This is a genomic window from Megamonas sp. Calf98-2 (genome assembly GCF_900110235.1).
In the GTDB taxonomy this organism is placed as follows: Bacteria; Bacillota; Negativicutes; order Selenomonadales; family Selenomonadaceae; genus Megamonas; species Megamonas funiformis.
The window spans coordinates 1-18,776 of record NZ_FOCY01000038.1 but is presented as its reverse complement, the minus strand read 5'-3'; the positions used below and the strand labels follow the sequence as shown (position 1 = coordinate 18,776).

The 18,776-nt window shown below is 31.2% G+C and carries 16 protein-coding genes, 1 tRNA gene and 1 CRISPR repeat array; of the genes, 4 read left to right on the top strand and 13 right to left on the bottom strand.

Going from position 1 to position 18,776, the window contains the following annotated elements:
* Window positions 1-648: RNA-guided endonuclease TnpB family protein (locus BMX03_RS10000; RefSeq protein WP_143052091.1), on the top strand; the 648-nt coding region annotated here is incomplete at its 5' end.
* Window positions 649-774: 126 nt separating this feature from the next.
* Window positions 775-1,569 carry an HAD family hydrolase gene (locus BMX03_RS09995; protein ID WP_255361479.1) on the top strand — a complete coding sequence of 265 codons (795 nt, stop codon included), beginning with the start codon at window positions 775-777 and terminating at the stop codon, window positions 1,567-1,569.
* A 26-nt stretch (window positions 1,570-1,595) separates the two neighbouring features.
* On the opposite strand, the gene BMX03_RS09990 is transcribed toward BMX03_RS09995, so the two are convergent.
* The 5 genes from BMX03_RS09990 to BMX03_RS09975 form a co-directional block, all read right to left on the bottom strand.
* A complete protein-coding gene (locus BMX03_RS09990; protein WP_015562460.1) occupies window positions 1,596-2,549 on the bottom strand; it encodes an MFS transporter in 954 nt (317 codons plus the stop codon).
* A complete protein-coding gene (locus tag BMX03_RS11435) occupies window positions 2,543-2,770 on the bottom strand; it encodes a hypothetical protein (protein WP_015562461.1) in 228 nt (75 codons plus the stop codon). Before BMX03_RS11435 ends, BMX03_RS09990 begins: the two co-directional genes overlap by 7 nt.
* A gap of 169 nt (window positions 2,771-2,939) precedes the next feature.
* Window positions 2,940-3,374 (bottom strand): DUF3887 domain-containing protein, encoded by a 435-nt coding sequence (locus tag BMX03_RS09985; protein ID WP_022227796.1) that lies wholly within the window; start codon window positions 3,372-3,374, stop codon window positions 2,940-2,942.
* A 119-nt stretch (window positions 3,375-3,493) separates the two neighbouring features.
* Entirely contained in the window at window positions 3,494-4,834 is a 1,341-nt protein-coding gene (gene glyA / locus BMX03_RS09980; RefSeq protein WP_075554585.1) for a serine hydroxymethyltransferase, read from the bottom strand.
* 64 nt (window positions 4,835-4,898) lie between these two features.
* On the bottom strand, window positions 4,899-6,164 hold the full coding sequence (locus tag BMX03_RS09975) for an SLC13 family permease (protein WP_091695174.1): 1,266 nt from the start codon (window positions 6,162-6,164) through the stop codon (window positions 4,899-4,901).
* A 228-nt stretch (window positions 6,165-6,392) separates the two neighbouring features.
* Between BMX03_RS09975 and BMX03_RS09970 the strand changes: the two genes are divergently transcribed.
* Window positions 6,393-6,468, top strand: a tRNA-Lys gene (locus tag BMX03_RS09970).
* Between the two features lie 64 nt (window positions 6,469-6,532).
* Here BMX03_RS09970 and BMX03_RS09965 read toward each other — a convergent pair.
* The 6 genes from BMX03_RS09965 to BMX03_RS09935 form a co-directional block, all read right to left on the bottom strand.
* A complete protein-coding gene (locus BMX03_RS09965; RefSeq protein WP_091695171.1) occupies window positions 6,533-7,720 on the bottom strand; it encodes a tyrosine-type recombinase/integrase in 1,188 nt (395 codons plus the stop codon).
* Window positions 7,721-7,867: 147 nt separating this feature from the next.
* Complete coding sequence (mobF, locus tag BMX03_RS09960; protein ID WP_091695168.1) at window positions 7,868-10,480, bottom strand: MobF family relaxase; 2,613 nt, start codon at window positions 10,478-10,480, stop codon at window positions 7,868-7,870.
* 48 nt (window positions 10,481-10,528) lie between these two features.
* Window positions 10,529-12,334: a type IV secretion system DNA-binding domain-containing protein gene (locus BMX03_RS09955; protein WP_091695165.1), complete on the bottom strand. Its 1,806-nt coding sequence runs from the start codon at window positions 12,332-12,334 to the stop codon at window positions 10,529-10,531.
* Window positions 12,331-12,723 carry a plasmid mobilization protein gene (locus BMX03_RS09950; protein ID WP_091695162.1) on the bottom strand — a complete coding sequence of 131 codons (393 nt, stop codon included), beginning with the start codon at window positions 12,721-12,723 and terminating at the stop codon, window positions 12,331-12,333. The genes BMX03_RS09955 and BMX03_RS09950 overlap by 4 nt, the downstream gene beginning before the upstream one ends.
* A gap of 291 nt (window positions 12,724-13,014) precedes the next feature.
* Window positions 13,015-13,257 (bottom strand): helix-turn-helix domain-containing protein, encoded by a 243-nt coding sequence (locus tag BMX03_RS09945; RefSeq protein ID WP_218138536.1) that lies wholly within the window; start codon window positions 13,255-13,257, stop codon window positions 13,015-13,017.
* Window positions 13,258-13,591: 334 nt separating this feature from the next.
* Window positions 13,592-14,086 carry a helix-turn-helix domain-containing protein gene (locus BMX03_RS09935; RefSeq protein WP_075554593.1) on the bottom strand — a complete coding sequence of 165 codons (495 nt, stop codon included), beginning with the start codon at window positions 14,084-14,086 and terminating at the stop codon, window positions 13,592-13,594.
* Window positions 14,087-14,177: 91 nt separating this feature from the next.
* Here BMX03_RS09935 and BMX03_RS09930 point away from each other — a divergent pair, with 91 nt between their 5' ends.
* A complete protein-coding gene (locus BMX03_RS09930) occupies window positions 14,178-14,927 on the top strand; it encodes a helix-turn-helix domain-containing protein (RefSeq protein ID WP_075554594.1) in 750 nt (249 codons plus the stop codon).
* A gap of 431 nt (window positions 14,928-15,358) precedes the next feature.
* A CRISPR array of direct repeats spans window positions 15,359-16,960; the repeat unit is 30 nt; unit sequence ATTTAACTTTAACAAGTGTTGTATTTGAAT.
* Window positions 16,961-17,057: 97 nt separating this feature from the next.
* On the opposite strand, the gene lnu(C) is transcribed toward BMX03_RS09930, so the two are convergent.
* Together lnu(C) and BMX03_RS09915 are read right to left on the bottom strand one after the other, a co-directional pair.
* On the bottom strand, window positions 17,058-17,552 hold the full coding sequence (gene lnu(C) / locus BMX03_RS09920) for a lincosamide nucleotidyltransferase Lnu(C) (protein WP_019543803.1): 495 nt from the start codon (window positions 17,550-17,552) through the stop codon (window positions 17,058-17,060).
* A 23-nt stretch (window positions 17,553-17,575) separates the two neighbouring features.
* Entirely contained in the window at window positions 17,576-18,613 is a 1,038-nt protein-coding gene (locus tag BMX03_RS09915; protein WP_002837184.1) for an IS1595-like element ISSag10 family transposase, read from the bottom strand.
* Window positions 18,614-18,776 lie beyond the last annotated feature (163 nt).

Genomic DNA, 18,776 nt, shown 5'->3' with positions numbered 1-18,776 from the left:
ACTCCTAGTGGAAAATATTACGTTGCACTATGTTGTACAGACCTGCCTCAACCTGAACTCATCAAAACGAATAAATATGTTGGCTTAGATTTAGGGATAAAGGATTTTGTCATAACCTCAGATGCAGTAAAATATAGCAATCCTAAATACTTGCAAAAATCACTGACTAGATTAGCTAAGTTTCAGAGAGAGCTTTCTCGAAAAACAAAAGGAAGTTCAAATTGGGAAAAGGCTAGAGTAAAAGTGGCTAAATTACATGATAGAATTGCCAACCAAAGACATAATTTACTTCATCAAATGACATGTCAACTTATCAGAAATTACGATGTAATCTGTCTTGAAGATTTGCAGGTTGAAAACATGATGAAAAATCATAAATTAGCAAGAAATATAGCTGATGTCAGATGGTCAGAGTTTATGAGACAACTAACATATAAAGCCAAATGGTTTGGCAGGGTTATTGTCAAAATAGATAAATTTTATCCTTCAAGTCAATTGTGTCATGTTTGTGGATATAAAAATACTGAAGTAAAAAACTTAAATGTTAGAGAGTGGAACTGTCCTGAATGTAAAACATATCATGATAGAGATGTAAATGCAGCTATAAATATTAAAAATGAAGGATTAAGAATATTAAACATAGCATAAATAACATATACAAGAACCGTAGGAACTATGGGGATAGCTCGGAGATACTGTATTCGTTAGAATACTTGACCGAGAACCCTGCGACTTTAGTCGTGGGAGGTTCAGAAAACTTTATCACCTAAAGATATGCAAGCTCAAGGCTTTATTCAAGATATAGGCTATGATGTAAATAATTTCTGGGAAGAATCAAATGCTTTAGCCACAGCTAATGATATGGATACAAATTTAGCTTATATGTATAAAATGGTAGAAAAATCTCAAGGAAATTTCCGTTTAGATAAAAAAATACTTGCTGATTATGGAGCCAAAGTTGAACTTTTTCCTGGTGTAAAAACATGGTTCAAACGCATTCGCGATTATGGTCAAAAACATAATATCATCATTGAGCATTATATTATCTCAAGTGGCTTAAAAGAGATGATTGAAGGTACTGTTATGGCTCAAGCTGGTGAATTTGAAAAAATCTATGCCAGCTCATTTTATTTTGATGATAATGGCATAGCTAAATGGCCCGCTCAAGCTGTTAATTATACAAATAAAACACAATTTCTCTTTCGCATTGAAAAAGGTTTTTTAGATATAAATGACCCTGCGGTAAACGATTCTATACCTGAAGAAAAAATTCGTGTGCCTTTTAGAAATATAGTCTATATTGGCGATAGTGAAACAGATATTCCTTGTATGAAACTAGTAAATAGCTATGGTGGTCATTCTATCTGCGTATATAATTCTCAATTATCCAATATGGATAAAGTCGTTAAACTATTTACTGAAAATCGCATCAAATATTTTGCTCCTGCCGATTATAATGAAAATAGTAAACTTGACTTACTCATAAAAACAATCATTGATAAAACTGTTGCCTTTGAAAAATTAAATCAATGCTATTTAAATGATAAAAAAATATTAACTACAAAATAAAAAGAGGCTATACGCCTCTTTTTTATTTACACTGCCACATTTTCTTTTCGAGATTTTATGATCATACCTATATAAAATAAAAATGCTAATAAAGCCGCTATTGCTGAACACATATAAACTGCTCTAAAGCCATATATAGGCACAACCATACCTAAAATATATGGCCCTATGCCATTTCCTAAATCCAACGCTATATATAATGTTGAAGTTGCTAAACTAAATTTATTTAACTTAACTTTTTGTACAGCAATAGTTTGACCTGCTGAAGGAATAGAACCATATCCTATACCTACTAAAACAGCACCTAACAATAATACTAAATTAGAATGAGCTAAAGCAATAGCAACAAATCCTAAAATCATAGTGAATAAAATAGGTACCATTACCACATGATTACCATATCTATCAATCATTACACCAGATATAGGTCTAAAAATTAAACAAGCAATAGAATATGCTATATAAAATAAACTTCCACCTAATAATAAACCAATAGTTTCACTATATGTACCAATATAACTCATTACGGCAGAATAACCAATCGCACCTAACAATGCTACGATAGAAATTGGAATAGCTGTAGGTTCAAAGAAAGTTCTTAAACGAAAAGATTTAACTTCTACACGTTGACGGAAACCTACTTTTATTTCTGTTATATTCAAAATAAAAGCCAAAACAATTAAACTAATTGATAAAACATCACATAAAACAAGTGCATATAAAGGATTTATCTGTGGTAAACTAATTCCTAAAAACGGACCAATTGCAGAGCCTAAAGTAATGCTCAAAGTGAAATAACCAATACCTTCACCACGTCTACTTTCTGGAACAATAGATGCTACTGTAGTAGCAATAACAGTAGAAGCCATACCATAAGTCATACCCTGTACAAAACGCAATGTACATAAAAACAACATACCATCAATAAAATGATAACCAAATGTACATATAGCATGAATTACTACTGCAATGATTAACATTCTTTTTCTACCAATGAAACCACATATCTACTAATAACTAAACGTGCTATTAATGCGCCCACAATGAAAATCCCTGAGGCTAATCCCGCTTCACTGACGGAAACATTAAATTCTGTAATAGCCAATTTAGTTGTATAAACCATCAATAAATAAAATACTACAAATAATAACAAATTGCCTACAATGTTTAATACATAATCCTTTGACCAAAGCTTCTCCATAAAAAACTCTCTTTCTTAAATTTATTCCCTGACATAGATATTAATTCTATCATCTTTTTTATTTTTTACAATACTATTTAACTAGTATAAAAAAAAGAATAGATTTTTATATAATCATATAAAAACCTATTCTTTAATTCAACTACTTATTTAACTTATAAAAATACAATTATTGTTGAGCACTTTCTTGAGCTTGTTGATTTTGTTGTATAGGTAATAAACCAAATTCTACTAATTTATTATTTTTATCAAAAATAAAAACTATAGCTACAACATTTTCTTGGCTAAAAGAAGTTAGATATGTTACTTTGTCTTGATTATTATGACGTTCAAAAGAATAAAATTTACTTTCTTTCAAATCGCCAAATTTAGTTTGTATTTCATTTTTTAATGCATCATATGCTTTTGCATCAAAATTCTTTTTTAATCCATTATCAATATTTGCTCCTAATTTATCATATGGAACTTTTTCTGTTGTAATACCACTGATAAATGTTTCAGCAACTTTTTGATCTTTATTTAAATCTCCGCCATCATCTGCCATACACACACTAGAAAATGCCATCATCATAACAGCTACAAAAATCAATACTATTTTTTTCATTATAAAACCTCCCTTAGTTTTATTTATTTTTCTCTTAATATAACATTTAATTTGTATTACTACAATAAATTTTATAGTTAATACAAATATCTATAAATAAATTTTATACTAAATAGATATTATTTTTTCATGAAACTAAATAATTTTTTCATTACAGCCATTTTTCTTTCAGCTGCTAATTCATGAGATATATTTATATCTTTTGCACTATAAAGAGGATTTAATACATCTTTAAACGCTAACCATTCATCAGAAAATAATGGACATTCCATAGCAATATCTACGGCTTGTTGTCTTACTTCTTCAATAATTGCCATATCATCAATATTTTTCAATACCTTAGCCATCATTTTACCAATGTGTTCCATCTGCACTTCTTTAAGCCCTCTAGTTGTTAAAATCAAACTAGATAATCTCAAGATTTCAAAATTAAGATTCTCATCACAAGTAGATAATACGGTTGGTTTTACGATAAAACCTGCACTTTGTAAAGCATTATGCGCTTTTTTACAGCTAATACCTAATTTAGTAAGGTTCACTAAAACTAAATTTGTATCAGTTCCTTTACATAAAATTGTAATGCCTTCTTCTTCTAATCCTTTTTGAAGTGCTTTTGCATTTAATACAACTTGTTTAGTATACTGTTTGAATTTTTCTGTAGTCGCTTCTTTAAATATAACAGCTAAACTAGCTAAAATATTTTTTTTCAAAGAAAAATGTCCTGTAGTGATAACTGTTTTATCAATGATATCAGCTAATTCTTTTTTACATAAAATTACTGAACTTTGTGGTCCTCTTAAAGAATCATGTGTTGAAAAAGTTACTACATCTGCATAAGGTACAGGTGAAGGTATTTGCCCTGTTGCTACAAGACCTACATTTTGACAAATATCAAACCACATATAAGCACCTATATCATGTGCAATTTTAGCTAATCTTTCATAATCTATAACTCTTGGATAATTAACTGGTGAAAAAATTATCACTTTAGGTTTATGTTCTTTAGCTATCTGTTCAACTCTATCTAGATTTAATAATTGTGTTTTAGGGTCAATACTAAATCTAACAAAATTAAATTCTAAATTTTTACTATTACAATGGTCGCTTTTTCTATTATCTAAAGATAATATAGTATCGCCTTTTTTAGCTAAGCTATAAAAAACAACGCGAGAAGCGGCTGCTATACTTTCTAAGCGAATAACTGCATGTTCACTGCCAAATAATTTATTAATGCGATTAATAGTGATTTCTTCTAAGCCTGTAGGTTTAGCTTCATCATGGTGTGTTGTCAATGTATTTGACAAAATACTACCTTCAAGATATGTGCTTAAAGGTGATGAATAATTTTCCTCTGGCATAAAAGATAAGGTATATTTTTGTCTTTGTACCTCTTCTTGAAAGAATGTATATAATTCTGTATCAAATGAAGCAATCGTACTAAGAGCATTTTCTCTATCCATAAAATCAATCCTTTAACTATAAATAAAATCTAAAATAAAACTCTCTTATACTATCTGATATTCATCATGGGAAAAATGGCCAGAAGAACGGAATTACAATCATGCAAACAACTAGAGAAACTACAACAAGTGGCAAACCGACTTTTACATAATCAATAAATTTAAAATGACCTGGTATCAGTACCAAAGTATTTGGTGGCGTTGCAACTGGTGTTGTAAATGCACAAGAAGCAGCAATACCTATTGCCATAAGCACAGGGTAAGGTGATGCACCTATAGATTGTGCTATAGATATACCAATTGGTGCTAATAATGCTGCAGCAGCCGTATTTGACATAAATTGTGTAAGCCCACAAGATAAAATAAACATTGCTACAACTATTAACATTGGCGATGGATTATCCCCAATAATTCCTACTACACCATCTGCTATCATTTTACCTGCACCACTTTTATCCATAGCTGAAGCAAGTGGTAACATACCTGCAAATAAGAAAATAGTAACCCAGTCAATACCTAAATAAGCTTGTTTTTCAGATAAACAACCTGTTAATACGCAAGCCAACGCTCCTATTATCGCAGTAGTTTGCATTGGTATACCAATATTTTTTTCAAAAGCCATACCTAATACAACTAAAATTAAGATAACAGTACATATTATCATTTTCTTTGGGTCTTTAACTTCATCTGAAGCTTTATCATTTTCTACAGTTTCTACATAACGTCTAGGGCAGAATTTTCTACCTATACTTAACATATAAACCATACCAGCTATAGATAAAGGTACACCAATATACGCAAATTCAAAAAATCCAAAAGGTTCTAAACCTGTTGCCTGAAGTGTTGCACTCATTAAAATATTTGGTGGGGTACCAACCATGGTGATTGTTCCACCAACATTCGCAGCTACTGCTAATGCCATCAATTGTGGGGATACAGGTATTTTTGCTACCGCACAAATTTGAATTACTACTGGCATCAAACAAGCTACTGTAGCTGTATTTGATGATACTGCTGATAATAAAATAGTAATACACATCAAAGCTGCCATCAAACGATTTTCACTAGTTCCAGCGCTTTTTACTACTTTTATACCAATTTTTTGTGCCAATCCAGTCTGAAACATCGCTGCTCCAATGACAAACATACCAGCAAATAAAACTACTGTGGAATCAGAAAGACCAGAAAACACTTGTTGTGGAGTAAGTACTCCTAAAAGACCTAATGCAATAGATGCACCTATAGCCGTAACAGCCAATGGAATAAGCTCTGTTACAAAGAAAAATGCTGCTACAGCTAAAACGCATAAAGTTATTACTGCAGGGCTCATAAAATTCCTCCTATCAAATATTTTTTTATTTCTGCAACAGTAATTTTTATTATATCATAATTATTCATAAATTCTAAGACAATACGAAAAAAGATTACATATTTTTAAGTTTTACTATTGAAAATTATTTATTTATTAAATTTTGTAACATTTTAGTCATATGAAAAAAATTATTAAAAAGTATTGCAAAATACATAAATGAGCAGTATAATAATCTTTGTTATTAATGACTCACTAGCTCAATTGGTAGAGCATCTGACTCTTAATCAGCAGGTTCCGGGTTCGAGTCCCGGGTGGGTCACCAATGAATTCAAGGCTTTGCAGATTTTCTGTAAAGCTTTTTTTGTTATTTGCTGTCAAAATTGTTGTCAATCTAAAATATTTGATATACTTTCATTTAAAATATTATCCATTATTTGAGCTGTTTTATTTTGAGATTTTTGAAGAACATGAGCGTAAACGATTTGAGTCGTTGTACTATTTACATGACCCATTACACCAGCGACAGTAACTAAATCTACACCAGCATTAATTAGATATGTAGCTGTCATATGTCTTAGTGAATGTGGGCTTATTGGTGGCAAATTATTTTTTTTAACGAATTTTCTTAGCCAAATATTCATACTATCCGGGTGAGAAATATTACCATAAAACGTTGTAAAAATGAAGTTATCTTCAATGTTTTTAGCTCCTTGCCATTTATTTAGCAATTTTTTTTGATGTTGAATTTTAATATTTTTATATAATTTTAAAAACTCAATTAGACTATTAGATAATGCAAGTATTCTATTTGATGATTCAGTTTTAGGTGGTTTAACTTTTAAACCCTGTCTAGGAATATATTGTATTGTCTTTTTAATGTGAACAACCTTCCTTTCTAAATCAACATCTTTCCATTGTAGCCCAATAGCCTCTCCACGTCTTAAACCTAAATTTAAACACAACAAAGCCCATAATTTATGTTTAATATCTTCATCTTTTAGAGCAATCAAAAAACGTCCTAATTCTTCACGATTTAAAATAATTTTATCGTTATTATATTTATACTTGGGTGGATCGACATTTTCTACAGGATTTTGCAAAATAAATTGCCACTGGGTAGCCTTTTTTAAAATAAGATGAAGTAACGTATAATGTTTACGAATCGTATTATCAGATAGAGTTGAATTAGGATTATCTAATCGAGGACAATTTTTTAATTGTTCCAAAAACATTAAAATATGTTTAGGCTGGATTTTATCAATAGGTTTATGACCTAATGCAGCATTTATCCTAGTGAATTGTTCATCATAGCTGAAAATAGTTTTATCTTGTTTTTTTTGAATTTTCAAATAATGTTCTTTCCAATATTTATAAAATTCATTTAAAGTCATATTATTTGGATTTACTTGATTTTTTTCAGCAACTTTGCCTGCAAAAATTCGTTCTTGCCTTATAGCCTCAGAATAACTATTAACATGAATAGTTTTTGTAATTCTTACTCTGTTTCCGAATCTATCACTACCATTATTAATGGTTATAAGCCAACTATTTTTGCCTCGTTTTTGAACTGGCATATAAAAGCACCTCACTTATATTATTAACGCGTTCCGGCTCTTACTAAAAATATATAGCTATGTTTTGAAGTCAAGAACTTGGGCGTAGCCGTATTCTTGATTTCAAAATTTAGCTATATTAAGATTCAAGCTGCCGGATAAGTTATCTTAGATATGAAAACCACTGTTATTTTTTAATTTATCATTTTTTTTATCTGAAAATGTTGCAGATTTCAAAGCTAAATTAGTAGTCTTAGTAATTAGTTTAAGACTTAAATTAGCAGCCTTAAGTCCTAAAGATAAGCCTTGCCCAATGACCGGAATAGGTATTTTAGGGATTGAAATTTTAGGTACTTTTTTTGAAATTTTAAAATCCTCAGATGTGATTTTTTTAGCCCAAAGAGCAAATTGTTCCTTGATTTTAGCTTGATTATCCGTGTAAATACTTACGCCCTTTTTAGCACGACTGATGTTAACGTAATAAGAATTACGAGTATTTAAGGATTTTTGAGCACTATCAACATTAATGATAGCTCTTTCAGCCGTTACACCTTGAGCCTTGTAACTGGTTATACAGTAACCATAATCTAAGTTCTTATAAACATTAGTGTCAACCAAGATAGTCTTACCATTTTCAAGCAAGACCTTTAAACATTTATTTTTGGAAATCCCCGCAAAAATAGTACCCGTCTGACCATTCATCACGCCAATTTTATAATCGTTCTTAGTGAAAATAATCTTATCTTGCGGCGCAAATTTTTTAACGATTTTTTTAGAATCGCGCCCCAAAACTTCAATATCCACTTGATTTTCTTCGAGAATTTCCCGGCGTTGAATTAATTCACTACGAATCAATTCATTGAGCTTGTTTCTATCGCTATTCTTAGCAGTCAAGATAATAGTCTTGTTACGCTCGAACATATCAAGCGAACAAAATTCTTTAGTTATAGCTTTAAACCGAGCTGGAGCAGTCTTAAGCTCAATTATATTTTTTGACAAAATATCTAAACTTTTTGAAACGTCACCATTTACCGCCTCTTTAACGGCTTGCAAAATTTCAGTGTTTTCTTGTCTTTTAATTTCAGACAAAAAACAAGTGCTGATAGCATTCTTTTGAATAAGATTTGAATAAGCGTTACCAGCACCGACAGGTAATAGCTGCTTATTATCGCCAACCAACAGGACTTTTGCATTTTTTAATTTTGCAGCTTTTTGCAAAGTCAAAAATAAATTATTATCTAATAGACCAGCCTCATCAATAACCCATAATTCAGGTTTAATACTTGGTTTTAAACCTGAAAAATCCCATGTATTTTTAATTCCATTTGAATTTAAATTAGTGCCACTTTCTTTTTCAAGTTTATTAAAAAAGCTATGAAGTGTTGAGCTTTTAATTTTAGCACCATTGGCTAATCCTTCAGCTGCTTTACCTGTAAAACTAGCACCGCGAACAACATAGCCTTGTTGCTCATAAAGTTCACGAGTAGCATTGAGCATATACGTCTTACCAGTGCCAGCAAGACCTTGAATTACATTATATTGATTTGTGTTTTTTGCGACAAACAAAATGGCTTGATATTGCTCATCGGAAAGAGTCCAATTATTTTTAGTTGCCAAAAAATTTAAGTTCTTATCAACGTCATTTAAAGCTTTTAAAACAGATTCATTTTTTATATTTTCCAAAATAGAATTTTCAAGTTCAATATTTTCAGCCGTCGAATAATAAGTAGTGATATCATTACCGGTTTTAATTTCTCCCAAACATAAAATTTCAGATTTATCCAATGCTTTTTGAAACATTTTTTGAAAATCATCACGATTTAAACCGGATAAACAACCTTCGGCTAAAGTTGCCCGTTCAAGCTCCTTAGCTGAAAAAGCAAAGCTATGTTCAGATAAATTATCAACGGCACGCTTTAAGGATTCAGATTTAATTGTCTTGTCAAGAGTAATTTCAGCTTTTTTTAAGCTGACCCCTTGTAAATCTTCACGCCAAGACTTTTCAAGAATTTTTAAATCCTTATTTTCTTTTGCTTTTCGAGTCAACTGTGTCGCCCTATCTGCTGCTTTTGCAGAAAAATTGTCCCACGTTTTTAATTTATCTTTAATTTCAAGTCGTCGGGAAGAAAAGTTATCAATAAGTTCTTGGCTGATGTCATCAAGTTCAAAAAATCCCTTATCGACATCAGTCATGTGGCATTTATAGCCCAATTCTTGTAAATTCTTAGCGAGACGATTCCTGTATAATTGCCCGTAAATTATGTGCTTGTCGTATAAATTCTCATTTGAAATCGCATAAGATTTACCGTTATATTCAGTTCTATTTAAAATAACACAATGAGTATGCAGCTGCATATCTTGGTTACGACTAACAAAATGATTAAATTTAGCAGCAGCCATTTTACCCGTTTTCACACGTTCAATGACCCCATTTGTGGTAATCCTTGTTTCAATTTCTTTGTCCTCAATTTCCTTAAGAGTTTCAGAAACTGCCTTATTGTGAGCGTTAATAATTTCAGATTTTAAATTATCATTTAAAACCATAGCGATACTTACTGATTTAGGTGCTGAAAATGTTAAATCAAAGCCTACTCTTTTAGGGTTTGGCATTGATTTTAAAGCTTGATTAAATTCCACAGGATTAAATTTATCACTAAAGGAATAATTATTTTTTAATTTACCCTGCCAATCATCGTCGTCACTTGATGAACGACTGTAATAATCGTCTTTTTCATAATACGAGCTGGCTTGATTAAGACCAATATTAGAAATGCTAAGCATGATATATCCTCCTTGAATTTAGAGCGACCCGAAGGTCGCCCCTAAAAATTAAAACATTACAGGTTCATCAGAATCTGAGTCTGAATCAACAGGTGGTTTAATAGCTGAATTAAGCTCCTCAGCGGTAGCGAGTTTACGCTTAATTTCAATAAACCCCGGCACTCTAGCTTTAAAATCAATAAATTTAAAGTTAATCTTTGAAATCGGATAACTGCCGATTTTAACAACCGCCGTACCTGTAGGCAGCTCCTGCAACTCGCCGCCTAAAAACAACCGTTGAATTACATGAGTTTCAGATTTGGACTTGTTAAAATTAGAATCTAAAACGCCACGCGATGAAGTGCCACGACTGTTGTTAGTCTTAATAAATTCAGCGTCGCCGAGTGATTTAGAAAAATAATCAGACTGACCGGGTTCAGATGTTCTGAAAATAAATAGGCTGTTACATAAACCCATGATATCCGCAGTGCTAGAACGACCGTACTGAGACTCAACACTTGCCATTGTTTGAGTTGTCAAAAAGCAACAAGCACCACGAGAGCGACCTTCACGCAGTAACATTTGTAAAGTCTTCAGAGGTGGCAGGCTTGACAGTTCATCAAGAATGAAGAATATGCGACGCTGCTTACTTTCAGACTTGGCACGCAAGCCATGCCCGATTATGTCTAAAATCACCGTTAAGACAGGTAGGTATAAGCTATCATTAGCGCCTGCCGTGCTTAAGAATAGTTTACGCTTGTCGGAATCGTTTGAAATCCAATCCCTGACCTTAAAGTCGCCATCGCGCCCGATGAATGGCTGAAATGCCTTAATGCGATTAACTAAACAGCTTACAAAGCTTGCGGAAACATCACCGCTGCCCATAAGGAACGCCTTACCTTCTGATAAAGCAGGTGGCAGGCTATTTATAGCTTTCAGAATCGACGCTGGGTCTGAGGTAAAGAAGGTATATAAATCCTTATTAGTTGTAAGACCCTTGATTTTAAGGTAGCAACACCCACTTTTGAAAATCGACGCAGCACCTTCAAAAAAGTGACGATTCTTATTATCCACCGAGGTCGTAAACAGTGAATTAGCTATATTAGTTAATTCCTCAGGAACGGAATCCAAGCCGGAGTATAAATCAAATTCATTAAACACGTTCCAGCCGCTAAACCGCTGGTCATAAGGATTTAAGATTATATCGGAATTTGAATAGAATTTAGAAACAAGCTCACCCTTGCGGTCATATAATACCATTTTAGAGCGACGCAATGTCATTGAGTTTATGAACTGACACAGCATAGCGGACTTACCTGAGCCAGTCGAACCGACTGTCAAGAAGTGGCGAGTTTCCAAATCTAAAGGAATGTGAATTGGTTCAGCAGTTAATGGCTGCTTAATTGATTTACAATCTTTATTTAACAACTTAACAAGTTTATTAGAATCAACCTTTTTCGAACCGCGAACAAAATCGCCGGATTGTCCTTTTTTGAGTGGCAGAAAAAGTTGACTCACAATTGCTATTGAAGTTATGGGCGACACTATAATCGTAAATGGCACTAAATACTTAAATAGCAAGCCGCATTTTAAATTTAAAATGTAATCCTTAAAGCTTTCAGCTTTTACGAGGTCATAATTTTGACCTCGTATTAAAAAGAAATCGTGAAGTCCCTTACTTAATCTTAAACCAGTGTCGATGTCAAGACCCGTGATGATGAGGCTCTTAATGTAAGTCCACCACGTGCCGGGAGCTGCAAATGTGGGCATGTCATAAAAATAATTTATTATCAAACTTGAAATTGATAAATAAATCAAATCCAAAAAGAATGAAATTACAATAACGCGTTTAATCGCAAGTTTAAAATCAATCATTTTAATCGCTCCTTAATTTTAAAAATCATTTGAGAAACTTTCTCACTTGTAAATTTAGTCATTAAAATCTGGCAAATAAGCTGGAAGTTCATTTCAATTTTAGAATTTGAAATTTTGCTATTTTTTACCAAAAAATCGAGCAGCTGATTCTGTTTATCCAAATGAGAATTAATATTATTTAGATAAATTGAAACATTATTCATAGATTCAGCTATTTGAGATAGATTTTCATTCAAGCCAGTGGAATCTGTATTATTATGTTGTGGTTGAAAATTTGTTCTATTCAAAAGATTACGAATGTACTGACTCTTAGTAATGCCAGATTCATCTGCTAATCTAGATAATTTAAGGTCTTCAGATTCTGAAAATCTGATTGTTAAACGACTCATTTTTAAGCCTCCTTTCTTTTTAAAATTGTCAGACGCTCAAAACTGTGATATCATTGAATTATTGGCAATTTGTCTGCCAATTTGTCTGCCAACGGCAGACACGAGCAAAGCCGGACAGTATAAGGCTTTGTTGGCATTAATATTAATGCGTAGGGTGTGGTTAATCACTTTAGTGATTAGCCGAGTAAGTGAGGCATTAAGTTCATACCTTATTGTATTATTATATATATTGTATTATTAGTGTTCAGTTCACCGCGTTGGTAAACTGAACACGGTGAAAATGTTAATAAATCAAGACTTATCAATGAATGTATTAATAATATAAGTGTAATTTGTGAATCTTCCGCTACTACGATTTTTTAAAATTGTCAAATACCCGTGGTCGACTAATTCATTAATTGATTTAGTAAAAGTTGCTGACCCAATTTTTAAATCGCTACAAATTTTATCGCGTCCCGGAAAAGCAGAATTTCCAAAAGTTACTAAATAGGCATATACAAGTTTAGAATGTTTGTTTAATGCAGAATCCTGCATTACAGCTTTGCCTAAAATCCCATAACCGTACCTTAATACGGAATTATCTTCCGCAAATTGTATTAAATTACTCATCGCTAAATCCTTTCACAGCTAAAATACCATTATTATTAATTTTCAACAAATTACAACGTTCAAGTTCAGACAAACAATTAACAACACAATTGTAATCCCAAGTAAGGATTTTTGCGATTTTTCACAATCAATTTGTTCTTGATAGAAGTTATCAATTAAAGAGTATATAATTTTAGCATCAGAAGAAACAATTTTTGATTTTAGAAAATCATACTTAATATGAATATACAAATCCATTTTAAAGCACCTCACATCAATTCTAATCAATTTTTGATATACCAGCTATAGCTGATATATCACAACGCATTTTAGTTGCTCTATGAACCTCTGAGAAACGGATTGGCTGGATACTGTTTTTTATAAAATCTAATATTTTTGATTTTAGGAAAAAATATTTAGTTCCGATTTTCAAAAAAGGAATCTCTCCGCGATGTGCTAATGCTATAATTTGTGAATAACTAACTTTATTTTTGAAAATTACTTGAGAAACTTCCTTAGCTGTCAATAATTCCTCAGAGATGTTATTATTGTTATTAGAGTTATCATTATCAATGGGGGTTGAAATTATAACTTTTGAAAATAACTCTTCAACAGGAATTTTGAAGAAATTGGCTAGTTTCATAGCTAATTTAAAAGACGGGTCATTTTTGCCGTTACAAATGGCGAAAATGGCTTGTTTTGTAACGCCGCAAAATTCAGCTAATTCGTCATATGTGAATCTATGCAGGCGACGTTCTTTTTCAATTTTTAACATATTATCGTTCACTCCTTTTATTAATTGTAACTTATTAAGTTACAATTAATATTGTAAATCTAAAAGTTACAAAAGTCAAGAGGTGTTTTTTTTGTTAAAAAATATATTTGCAAAAAATTTAATAGACTTATTAAAATCGAAAAATATGACAAATCAAGATTTAGCAAATTATTTAAATGTTACTCGTCAATCAGTGTCACGATTTACAAAAGGAAATATACTTCCTTCTACTGAAAATTTAATTGCTATAGCTGATTTTTTTAATATATCAATTGATGAACTATTAGGAAGAAAAAATGTTTTTAGTGCCCCTAATACTACTAATTTCGATTCAAACAGAACAGTATTCAACTTATTAAATAATCCTGATGGTATATTAGAATATAAAATTTTTGTACCTACTATAGAGAGTCAACCTACTGATGATGGACGTTTACTGATTGATTTATCTTCAAAATTAAAAAAAGGAAAATTTAAATATAGTTTTGCTTTAATCAAACAATACTCAATATATAGGTCTTATTTGTTTCTTGATGAAATAGAAGGCGATTTTATTGATTTTGTATTAGAAAAAAGTAAAAACAAAGATAATTTCATATCTCTTGTCAATATAATAAATCAACAATTAGGATTAAATTATGATGCTTATAATTATAATCGAGTTGCTTTGGTTATAAAAATATATGATGAACATTATTATGATTTTCATTTAAATATTTCTTCTCCAATGGCAGCTACTACTGGGAGATTAACAACAAGCGAAGAAGAATATATTGCCGCTTGGTTAAATTTATCTACAAATGAAAAGATACAAAAATTAAAAGAAATATATGAAAAATAATTGTTGTCATTTTTGTTGTCAATATATAAAAATATGAGATTTTAAGAAGTTATATTATTCTTTGAAAAAAATAAAAAAGCCTATAGTCATAGGCTTTTTAGAAAATATATTATCATATTATTATGAAAAAAATTAAAAATAAAACCTCTTAATCAGCAGGTTCCGGGTTCGAGTCCCGGGTGGGTCACCATATGATTTATAAAATTAAAGCAACTATCAATGATAGTTGCTTTTTGTTTTTTGCTTAATAAAATTTTATTTACCATAAAATTACCAGCTAAAAATAAACAAAACTCCTCTAAAGCTTGAAAATTAAACCTTTTTATAAAATCTCCAAAAATCCTATTATCGCTGGTAAAAAACAACTAAAATCCTTGTGTATCAATACTTTTAATAGTATAATGAAAATCATAAAGATTGATTTTTCTAGCATTTAACTTTAACAAGTGTTGTATTTGAATAGGTGTAAAGTGAAACGTGCCTTTACTTTAAAATAATTTAACTTTAACAAGTGTTGTATTTGAATTAATGTACCTGATATACTTGCAAACCTGCAAAGGATTTAACTTTAACAAGTGTTGTATTTGAATATTTTGTAATATTTCTCTAAAACAGCCCCTTTTAATTTAACTTTAACAAGTGTTGTATTTGAATTCTCGATTATATGTGAACAAAATAAAAAAATCAAATTTAACTTTAACAAGTGTTGTATTTGAATATATACATATAATCACCTCCTAAATAAGTTTCTGTTATTTAACTTTAACAAGTGTTGTATTTGAATTAATAAAGCTCCATACTAGCATTAGATGCAATATCTATTTAACTTTAACAAGTGTTGTATTTGAATAGAAAACTTTTAATAACAAAAGGAACCAGTATAAATATTTAACTTTAACAAGTGTTGTATTTGAATATTGGATATTGATTTAATAAACCTATAACAACAAAATTTAACTTTAACAAGTGTTGTATTTGAATATTGCTTTATGTTTTTTAGGCTGTTTTGATGCTACTATTTAACTTTAACAAGTGTTGTATTTGAATAATTTTATCTACTAATGGAGATGGAACAACATATTGATTTAACTTTAACAAGTGTTGTATTTGAATTTCTTTTATATCTGCTTTGATTTTTTTATGTGAATAATTTAACTTTAACAAGTGTTGTATTTGAATCCTCTAAATACATAATTCGCATTAATCCAATATAAAATTTAACTTTAACAAGTGTTGTATTTGAATTCAGTTTTAGATGATAGTTATATGGCGGTATTTATTATTTAACTTTAACAAGTGTTGTATTTGAATATTTTTGATGAATTAAAAAAGCGTGATAATGTTAGTATTTAACTTTAACAAGTGTTGTATTTGAATGCCTTAGTGGCATGAGCAACATTATTTATTGTAACATTTAACTTTAACAAGTGTTGTATTTGAATTATGGACGAAATAATAACAATCAATCAAGAATATACTATTTAACTTTAACAAGTGTTGTATTTGAATTCATCTAAAAATCTTTGAAGTTTTTCTTTAGCAGCAGATTTAACTTTAACAAGTGTTGTATTTGAATTCAAAAGGCATATCTCTAGAAGATAAAAAGTCTGAATTTAACTTTAACAAGTGTTGTATTTGAATTCTTTAGTCATTAAATCATACTTAGCTAAAGCTTTATTTAACTTTAACAAGTGTTGTATTTGAATACATTATTTATAATTTCAGATATTGTAAATTCACTATTTAACTTTAACAAGTGTTGTATTTGAATGCTCTCTTTTAACGTCTTTTTGCATTTCATCAAGCAATTTAACTTTAACAAGTGTTGTATTTGAATTTTATTCGTGATTTAATGAATAGATTTACTGATTTCATTTAACTTTAACAAGTGTTGTATTTGAATTGGCTCAAACTTCTATCATTAACGAATACGGTAAAATTTAACTTTAACAAGTGTTGTATTTGAATTTAATATACATATCATAAGCCATCTCGTAGCTTTTATTTAACTTTAACAAGTGTTGTATTTGAATCTTATTATTAAAAAATGGCTATGTCACAACAAACAGTTGATAAATAGCCATTTTTATAGGGGAGTATCAGAACTCCCCTACAAACTGTTATTTGCAGTTATCTATACTCATTTGGAATTTCGATATGAAGTGTCTCACACAATAACTTCACATCATGTGCATCATTTTCATCAAACTCGTATCCCAGATGGAACATTACTTGACTATATGGTTCAATACAGGAAACCTCTATTTCCTCAATTCTTCCTTTACCCGAAAAAGTTTCTACCGGAAAACAATCCCCATCATAAAGAATTTCACCTTCGTCCGTATATTCAAAACAATGCAAATCAATAATTCTGTTTTTCAAATCTTCCCATACAGTATGGTTCAATGTTGTATATTCCATCTTAATCTCATAAAAGCCATTAGCTTTCATTATTTCTATAAAGTTCTGATAATCGTTCTTTTCTACAAAAATGTCAATATCATTATGGGCTCTTGACTGATATCCAAGAAGAGCATCTACACCCCAGCCACCATCAAGAAAGACTTTAATCTCCGCATCTATTGCAAATTGAAGAATCTGTTTTACATCTGTTATATTGACCATCTTATCATCTCCACAAATTCTAATTAGGCGACCAGAGGAACTGCTGGTCTGTTTGATAAATCTCTGCATTTAGCAGTTTTCAATGTTGCCAAAACGAAAGTTAAGAAGATGTTCCTTTTCTCCATGTCGCTTTCTTTGGCGTAATTTACAAGGTTATTCCACACAAGATAGTTGTTCAGATACTTGGTAGAAACACCGTTAAAGCCACGCATAAACCTCTTTAGCTGGCTATGGTAGCTATTGATATGTTGGATATTATAAATGCCTTTCTTGGCTTTGCCAGTCTTTAACTGCACAAGGTCAATGCCATTGGCATTTGTAAATCTCACATAGGAGTTCATCTTGTCCGTAACAAGAGTGGAATTGGTCTTAATCCTACCATCATAAATATGATGTAAATCTCTTGTAGAAACTCTACCAGTATTCGTAATCTTGGAGATAGACAAGCCATTCCTATTAACCGCACAAGGAACACATACCTTTTCTTGGGACAAGCCTCTGATATGTGTAGAATGACCACGCTTATGAGCCTTGCGTGGCATAGCAAATGTCTTACTCTTGCTATGATTGCCCTTGTACGAGATGGCGAAAAAAGTTTCGTCAGCCTCAATAATGCCGTCAAGGGTAACATCGTCTGCCATATTCTGAAGTGCATCCAAAATCTTGTGTCTCCAAAGGAATGCGGTGTTTCTGTGAATCCCACAAGCAACAGCAGTCTTACGAATGGATAAGCCATTCATCATACAATCAATGTACTGCTCCCACACGGACAAGTCTTTTCTTGTACCAGACACAATGGAGTTCGTAGCAATCACGAAGGACTTGCCACAATCCTTACATACATATCGCTGTGTGCCATCTTTACGATGACCATTGCGAACCACATGGATACAGCCACAAAGAGGGCATACACGACCATTTGCAAAGCGTTCCTTTGCTACGAAATCTTCAATATTCAAAGACTTTACAAAGGCAGGACTTAAAAGCATTGTTTTAAGGCTTTCCTGCTCTGCGACAGTCAACTTACCGATAATATCTAATGCGTCTTTGATAGTAGGCATATCCAATTACCGTTGCCAAAAATCTATAAAAATATAAAAATTTGTTTATTTCCTTCTTCATTGAATCCGATTTTGCCATAGCTACTTTCGTTTGATATGATTCTCCAAAGGCTTAAATTCGGATACAACGAATCCTACATATTAGCATTTTCTTGCTTGTGAA

Bases quoted from the DNA above. Each gene is read 5' to 3' on its own strand.
- BMX03_RS09995 (WP_255361479.1), top strand. From the start codon at position 775: ATGCAAGCTCAAGGCTTTATTCAAGATATAGGCTATGATGTAAATAAT.
- BMX03_RS09990 (WP_015562460.1), bottom strand. From the start codon at position 2,549: ATGTTAATCATTGCAGTAGTAATTCATGCTATATGTACATTTGGTTAT.
- BMX03_RS11435 (WP_015562461.1), bottom strand. From the start codon at position 2,770: ATGGAGAAGCTTTGGTCAAAGGATTATGTATTAAACATTGTAGGCAAT.
- BMX03_RS09985 (WP_022227796.1), bottom strand. From the start codon at position 3,374: ATGAAAAAAATAGTATTGATTTTTGTAGCTGTTATGATGATGGCATTT.
- glyA (WP_075554585.1), bottom strand. From the start codon at position 4,834: ATGGATAGAGAAAATGCTCTTAGTACGATTGCTTCATTTGATACAGAA.
- BMX03_RS09975 (WP_091695174.1), bottom strand. From the start codon at position 6,164: ATGAGCCCTGCAGTAATAACTTTATGCGTTTTAGCTGTAGCAGCATTT.
- BMX03_RS09965 (WP_091695171.1), bottom strand. From the start codon at position 7,720: ATGCCAGTTCAAAAACGAGGCAAAAATAGTTGGCTTATAACCATTAAT.
- mobF (WP_091695168.1), bottom strand. From the start codon at position 10,480: ATGCTTAGCATTTCTAATATTGGTCTTAATCAAGCCAGCTCGTATTAT.
- BMX03_RS09955 (WP_091695165.1), bottom strand. From the start codon at position 12,334: ATGATTGATTTTAAACTTGCGATTAAACGCGTTATTGTAATTTCATTC.
- BMX03_RS09950 (WP_091695162.1), bottom strand. From the start codon at position 12,723: ATGAGTCGTTTAACAATCAGATTTTCAGAATCTGAAGACCTTAAATTA.
- BMX03_RS09945 (WP_218138536.1), bottom strand. From the start codon at position 13,257: ATGCAGGATTCTGCATTAAACAAACATTCTAAACTTGTATATGCCTAT.
- BMX03_RS09935 (WP_075554593.1), bottom strand. From the start codon at position 14,086: ATGTTAAAAATTGAAAAAGAACGTCGCCTGCATAGATTCACATATGAC.
- BMX03_RS09915 (WP_002837184.1), bottom strand. From the start codon at position 18,613: ATGCCTACTATCAAAGACGCATTAGATATTATCGGTAAGTTGACTGTC.